Raw genomic sequence first — 6,329 nt, 5'->3', positions numbered from 1 at the left:
GAATCATCGAGGGGCCACACCAGAATCTCCGCTGCTTTCAATCCTGATTCATTGGCGCGTCACCCTCCTCTTCCGGGGAGGGTGACGCGCTTGTTTTTCTTCCTCATACGGATTTCCGTGTGGGGCCGGGTGGGTGTCGGCACCGCTCCCGTCGGGGTGGGGGCGGGGCTTCGTGGTGTCGGGTAACGCTTCGGCATCCTCCGCTCCGCCCACCATTGACACCCCTACGACAGGGCGCTTACGGTCCTTCCCTAGCGACTGGAAAGTTTCCTAACAGTTCGTCCGAAACCCGCCCGCTCCCCACGCCGGGGACACCCGCAGGACGTCGACGACCAGCCGGAAGAGGAGGATGCCGGGCATGACCAAGAGCACCGCCAAGGCCCCCCTCGCCGGCACCCCCAGTCTGCTGCGCGCCATCAACGACCGCGCCGCCCTCGAACTGCTGCTGGAGAACGGGCCGCTCTCCCGTACCCAGATCGGCACCCTCACCGGGCTGTCCAAGCCCACCGCCTCCCAGCTGCTGGCCCGGCTGGAGGCGGCCGGGCTGGTCCTGCCGGTCGGTACCACGGCGGGCGGGCCCGGCCCCAACGCCCGGCTGTACCAGGTGAATCCGGCCGCCGGGTACGTCGCCGGACTGGACGTCACCAACAGCGGCATCGAGGTCGCCGTCGCCGACATCACCGGCACCACGCTGGCCGGGCACACCGTGCCGACCAAGGGCGTACCGGCGGCCGCGACCGTGCCCACCGTCGCCGCCGCGGTGGCCGAGGCGGTCCGGGCCGCCGGTCTGCCGGAGGGCGCCCTGCGCACCGTCGCGATCGGGGTCGGCGGCGCCCCCGACCCGGTCACCGGCAAGCTGCGCTACGCCTCCCACCTGCCGGGCTGGCACTCGCCGCGGCTGGTCGAGGAGCTGACCGAGGCGATCGGCGCGCCGGTGTCGATCGAGAACGACGTGAACCTGGCCGCCGTCGCCGAGCGCTCCTCGGGCGCCGCGGCCGGCTTCGAGGACTTCGTCCTGCTCTGGGCCGGGGCCGGGGTCGGCGCGGCGATCGTGATCGCCGGGCGGCTGCACCGCGGCTTCACCGGCGGCGCCGGGGAGGTCGGCTACATGCCGCTGCCCGACTCCCCGGTCGAGTGGGACGCCCGCCGCCGCAAGTTCGGCGGGTTCCAGGCACTGGTCGGCGCGCCCGCCGTCCGGTCGCTGGCCCGTGAGCACGGGCTCGGCGCGGCCACCGCGCAGGAGTCCATCGCCAGGGCGCTGGCCACCCCCGGCGCCGGCGACGCCTTCCTCGCCGAGCTGGCCGGGCGGCTCGCCGTCGGGCTGGCGGTGATCGTCGCCGTCGTCGACCCCCAGCTGGTGGTCCTCTCCGGTCTGGTGCCGAGCGCGGGCGGCGAACGGCTGCGCGCGCTGGTCGAGGACGAACTGGCGCGGATCTCCATCGCCCGGCCGGAGGTCCGCAGCACCGCCCTGTCCGGCTCGCCGGTCCTGCTCGGCGCCCTGCAACGTGCCCTGTCCGACGCCCGCGAGGCGGTCTTCTCCACCCACTGACGTCCGCCCCCGATCGACTCGACGCCCCCACTGACGCTCCCCCTGTCACCTCGCCACCTGCACCCACCTCTCCCCAACCCCCGAACGCGGGACCCGAGGCAACGAGGCCTGCCCGCGCACCCCCAGGAGGATCCCGAAGTGCACGCCACCACCTCCCGCAGAGGCCGCCGCACGATCGCCGCCGTCGCCGGCAGCGCCGTCCTGGCCCTGCTCGCCTCCGCCTGCACCGGTTCCAGCGACTCGGGCGGCTCCGACGACTCGGCCAGCGGCAAGGACGTCACCATCACCTTCTGGCACGGCTGGAGCCAGGAGAACGAGAAGAAGGCGATCAACGACAACATCGCCGCCTTCGAGAAGGCCCACCCCAACATCCACGTCAAGGCCGTGGACAGCCTGGAGGACGACAAGGTCAACCAGGCCCTGCGGGCGGGCGGCTCGGACGCGCCGGACGTGGTCTCCTCGTTCACCACCAACAACGTCGGCATGTTCTGCTCGACCAAGGCCTTCGTCGACCTCAAGCCGATGCTCCAGAAGAGCGGCATCGACCCGGCCAAGACCTTCCCGGCCACGATGCTCAACTACACGCAGTTCCAGGGCAACCAGTGCTCGCTGCCGCTGCTCGGCGACGCGTACGGCCTGTACTACAACAAGAAGGCCTTCGCCGACGCCGGCATCGCCAACCCGCCGAAGACCTTCAGCGAGTTCGCCGAGGACGCCGCCAAGCTGACCGTCGCCGACGGCGACTCGTACAAGCAGCTCGGCTACATGCCGCTGTACCACGGCTACGAGTCCACCACCGAGCACTTCCTCGGCCAGTACGGCGCGACCTACTTCGGCGCCGACGGCAAGTCGAACATCGCCACCGACCCGAAGGTCGCCGCGATGTTCAAGTGGCAGAAGGGCCTGGTCGACCAGCTCGGCGGCTACGACAAGCTGGAGAAGTACCGCGCGACCTTCGGCGAGGAGTTCAGCGCCAAGAACCCCTTCCACACCGGCCAGGTCGCGATGGCCCTCGACGGCGAGTGGCGCACCGCCTCGCTCGCCAAGGACAAGCCCGACTTCGAGTGGGCCACCGCCGCCTTCCCCGTCCCGGACGACCAGGCCGACACCTACGGCCGCGGCTACCAGACCGGCACCATCATCGGCATCGCCAGCACCAGCAAGAAGCAGGCCGCCGCCTGGGAGTTCGTCAAGTACCTGACCACGGACACCGACGCGGTGGTGAACTTCTCCAACGCGATCCACAACGTGCCGAGCACCTTCGAGGCGCTGGACTCGCCGAAGCTGGTGAGCGACCGGAACTTCAAGACCTTCCTGGACGTCGCCAAGAACGCCCACTCCGGCACCACCCCGCCGGCCGTCAACGGCGGCAGCTACCTCATCACCCTGCAGAACCTCGGCTACGACTACGAGTCCGGCAAGCAGGGCGACCTCCAGGCGGGCCTGGCCGCCACGGCCAAGCAGATCGACACCGACATCGCCCAGGCCAAGTAGGCCGGGGAACGGTCCACGGAGCTCCCATGTCACTAGCGTTCGGCACCCGCAAGGGAAGCGACGAGGCCGACGCGGGACCGACCGGCCCGGCGGCGCCCTCCACGCAGCACCTGCTGCGCCGGAAGCGCCGCCGGGAGGCGGCCCGCACCCTCGCCTTCCTCTCCCCCTGGCTGATCGGGTTCAGCGTCTTCTTCGCCTACCCGCTCGTCTCCACCGCCTACTTCTCCTTCACCTCGTACAACGGCTTCGGCGCCCCGACCTTCAGCGGCCTGAAGAACTGGGACTACGTCTTCAACCACCTGCCGACCTTCTGGCAGGGCCTGCGCAACACCCTGTGGCTGGTCGTCGTGATGGTGACCCTGCGGGTCGTCTTCGGCCTGGGCATCGGGATGCTCATCACCAAGGTGAAGACCGGCGCCGGCTTCTTCCGCACCGCCTTCTACCTGCCGTACCTGGCCCCGCCGGTGGCCGCCACCGTCGCCTTCGCCTTCCTGTTCAACCCCGGCACCGGCCCGGTCAACCACCTGCTGGGCGAGCTCGGCCTGCCGCAGCCCGGCTGGTTCGCCTCCGCGGACTGGTCCAAGCCCGCGCTCACCCTGCTCGCCATGTGGGGCGTCGGCGACCTGATGGTCATCTTCATGGCCTCGCTGCTGGACGTCCCCCGGGAACAGTACGAGGCGGCCTCGCTGGACGGCGCCGGCCCGTTCCAGCGGTTCCGGTACGTCACCCTGCCGAACATCTCGCCGATCATCATGTTCGCGGTGGTCACCGGGGTGATCCAGACCATGCAGTACTACACCCAGGCGATCGTCGCCGGGAAGGTCGCCAGCGGCATCGCGGGCGGCTCCGGCCAGCCCTTCGAGCCCGGCTTCCCGAACGGCTCCACCTGGACCCTGCCGCAGATGGTCTACAAGCTCGGCTTCCAGAGCTTCAACTACGGCGCGGCCTGCGTCGTCGCCCTGGTGCTGTTCGCCATCTCGATGGCCGTCACCTCGATCCTGCTCCGCCGCCGGTCCGGCTTCATGGCGAGCGACGACTAGCGGCCCGTGAGGACCTGATCATGACTCTTGGCTCCACGCTCACGAGGGCCCCGGCCGCGGCCGGCCCCTCCCGCCCCGGCGGACCCGCCGCCCGGGCCGCCCGCCGCCGCGCGGCCCTCAACTGGGTGGCCGTGCACGCGCTGGCCATCGCCGCCGCGCTGTTCTTCCTGCTGCCCTTCGTGTTCGTCTTCCTCACCTCGGTGATGTCGGACCGGCAGGCGCTCACCACCGACTACTGGCCGACCAGCTGGAACTGGGGCAACTACGGCAAGGTCTGGGACACCCCCGGCTTCCTCACCTGGTGGCGCAACACCCTGCTGTACGCCGTGGCCGGCACCGTGCTGACCGTGGTCTCCAGCCTGCCGGTGGCCTACGCGCTCGCCAAGTTCCGCTTCCGCGGCCGCAACCTGGCGCTGATGGCGGTCATCGCGATGATGATGCTGCCGCCGCAGGTCACCGTCATCCCGATGTACCTGTTCTGGTCCAAGCAGATGGGCCTGAGCAGCTCGCTCTGGCCGCTGATCATCCCGATGGCCTTCGGCGACGCGTTCACCATCTTCCTGCTGCGCCAGTTCCTGATGACCATCCCCAGGGAGTACATCGAGGCCGCCCGGATCGACGGCTGCGGCGACCTGCGCACCCTGCTGCGGGTGGTCCTGCCGATGGCCAAGCCGGCCATCGCCGCGGTCGCGCTGTTCCAGTTCTTCTACTGCTGGAACGACTACTTCGGCCCGCAGATCTACGCCAGCAACAACCACGACTCCTGGACGCTCAGTTACGGGCTGGAGTCCTTCAAGGCCGCCCACCACACCAACTGGAACCTCACCATGGCCGCCACCATGATGGTGATGGCCCCGGTGATCGTCCTCTTCTTCTTCGCTCAGAAGGCCTTCATCGAAGGCGTGACACTGACAGGGGTCAAGGGCTGATGTCCGCACTGAAGTTGGCAATCGTCGGCGGGGGTTCGACGTACACTCCGGAGCTGATCGACGGCTTCGCCCGGCTGCGCGACACCCTGCCGGTCGGCGAGCTGGTGCTGATCGACCCGGCCGCCGAGCGGCTGGAGCTGATCGGCGGCCTGGCCCGGCGGATCTTCGCCCGGCAGGGCCACCCCGCGGTCGTCACGGTGACCACGGACCTGGCGGCGGGCGTCGCGGACGCCGACGCCGTGCTGCTCCAGCTGCGCGTCGGCGGGCAGGCGGCCCGCAACCAGGACGAGACCTGGCCGCTGGAGTGCGGCTGCGTCGGGCAGGAGACCACCGGCGCCGGCGGGCTCGCCAAGGCGCTGCGCACCGTCCCGGTGGTGCTGGACATCGCCGAGCAGGTGCGCCGGACCAACCCGGACGCCTGGATCGTGGACTTCACCAACCCGGTCGGCATCGTCACCCGGGCGCTGCAGACCGCCGGCCACAAGGCCGTCGGGCTGTGCAACGTCGCGATCGGCTTCCAGCGCAAGTTCGCCGGGCACCTGGGCGTGGACCCGGAGCTGGTCCGGCTCGACCACGTCGGGCTCAACCACCTGACCTGGGAGCGCGGGGTGACCCTGCTGGACGCCCCGGGCGCCACGACCGGGCGCGAGGTGCTCCCCGAGCTGCTCTCCTCGCACGGCAAGGAGATCGCCGAGGACCTGCACCTGCCGCAGGCCGTCATCGAGCGGCTCGGCGTCGTGCCGTCCTACTACCTGCGGTACTTCTACCAGCACGACGCCGTGGTGGCGGAGCTGAGGGAGCAGGGCTCGCGGGCCGCGCAGGTCGCCGAGATCGAACGGCAGCTGCTGGAGCTGTACGCCGACCCGGCCCTGGACACCAAGCCCGAGCTGCTCGGCAAGCGCGGCGGCGCCTTCTACTCGGAGGCGGCCGTCCAGCTGATCGCCGCGCTGCTCGGCACCGGCGGCGGCACGTCCGTCCAGGTGGTGAACACCCGCAACGACGGCGTGCTGCCGTTCCTGCCCGACGACGCCGTCATCGAGGTGCCGGCCGAGGTGGACGCGCGGGGCGTGCGCCCGCTGCCGCAGCGGCCCGTCGAGCCGCTGTACGCCGGACTGGTCGCCGCCGTCACCTCGTACGAGCAGCTCGCCCTCGACGCCGCCCTGCGCGGCGGCCGCGACCGGGTCTTCGACGCCCTGCTCGCCCACCCGCTGGTCGGCCAGATCGAGCTCGCCGACCAGCTCACGGACCGCCTGCTCGCCCACAACCGCGAGCACCTCGCCTGGGCCTGACCCGGCCCGCTCCGCGCCGTCCGGCGAC

At 70.7% G+C, this 6,329-nt stretch carries 5 protein-coding genes; all 5 read left to right on the top strand.

Annotated elements, in window-relative coordinates; all coding sequences use genetic code 11:
* The first annotated feature begins 358 nt into the window (after window positions 1–358).
* On the top strand, window positions 359–1,549 hold the full coding sequence (locus ACFU7Z_RS34185) for an ROK family transcriptional regulator (protein ID WP_380781839.1): 1,191 nt from the start codon (window positions 359–361) through the stop codon (window positions 1,547–1,549).
* Between the two features lie 138 nt (window positions 1,550–1,687).
* Window positions 1,688–3,043, top strand: coding sequence for an ABC transporter substrate-binding protein (locus tag ACFU7Z_RS34180; RefSeq protein WP_380781837.1), 1,356 nt, complete (start codon window positions 1,688–1,690; stop codon window positions 3,041–3,043).
* A gap of 26 nt (window positions 3,044–3,069) precedes the next feature.
* Window positions 3,070–4,083 (top strand): carbohydrate ABC transporter permease, encoded by a 1,014-nt coding sequence (locus ACFU7Z_RS34175; RefSeq protein WP_117489905.1) that lies wholly within the window; start codon window positions 3,070–3,072, stop codon window positions 4,081–4,083.
* Between the two features lie 20 nt (window positions 4,084–4,103).
* Window positions 4,104–5,012, top strand: a complete 909-nt coding sequence (locus ACFU7Z_RS34170; protein WP_049651466.1) for a carbohydrate ABC transporter permease — start codon at window positions 4,104–4,106, stop codon at window positions 5,010–5,012.
* On the top strand, window positions 5,012–6,301 hold the full coding sequence (locus ACFU7Z_RS34165) for a 6-phospho-beta-glucosidase (protein ID WP_380781835.1): 1,290 nt from the start codon (window positions 5,012–5,014) through the stop codon (window positions 6,299–6,301). Before ACFU7Z_RS34170 ends, ACFU7Z_RS34165 begins: the two co-directional genes overlap by 1 nt.
* The last annotated feature ends 28 nt before the right edge of the window (window positions 6,302–6,329 follow it).

The organism is Kitasatospora sp. NPDC057518 (assembly GCF_042802075.1).
Taxonomy (GTDB): domain Bacteria; phylum Actinomycetota; class Actinomycetes; order Streptomycetales; family Streptomycetaceae; genus Kitasatospora.
This window is presented reverse-complemented; position numbering and strand designations above follow the sequence as displayed.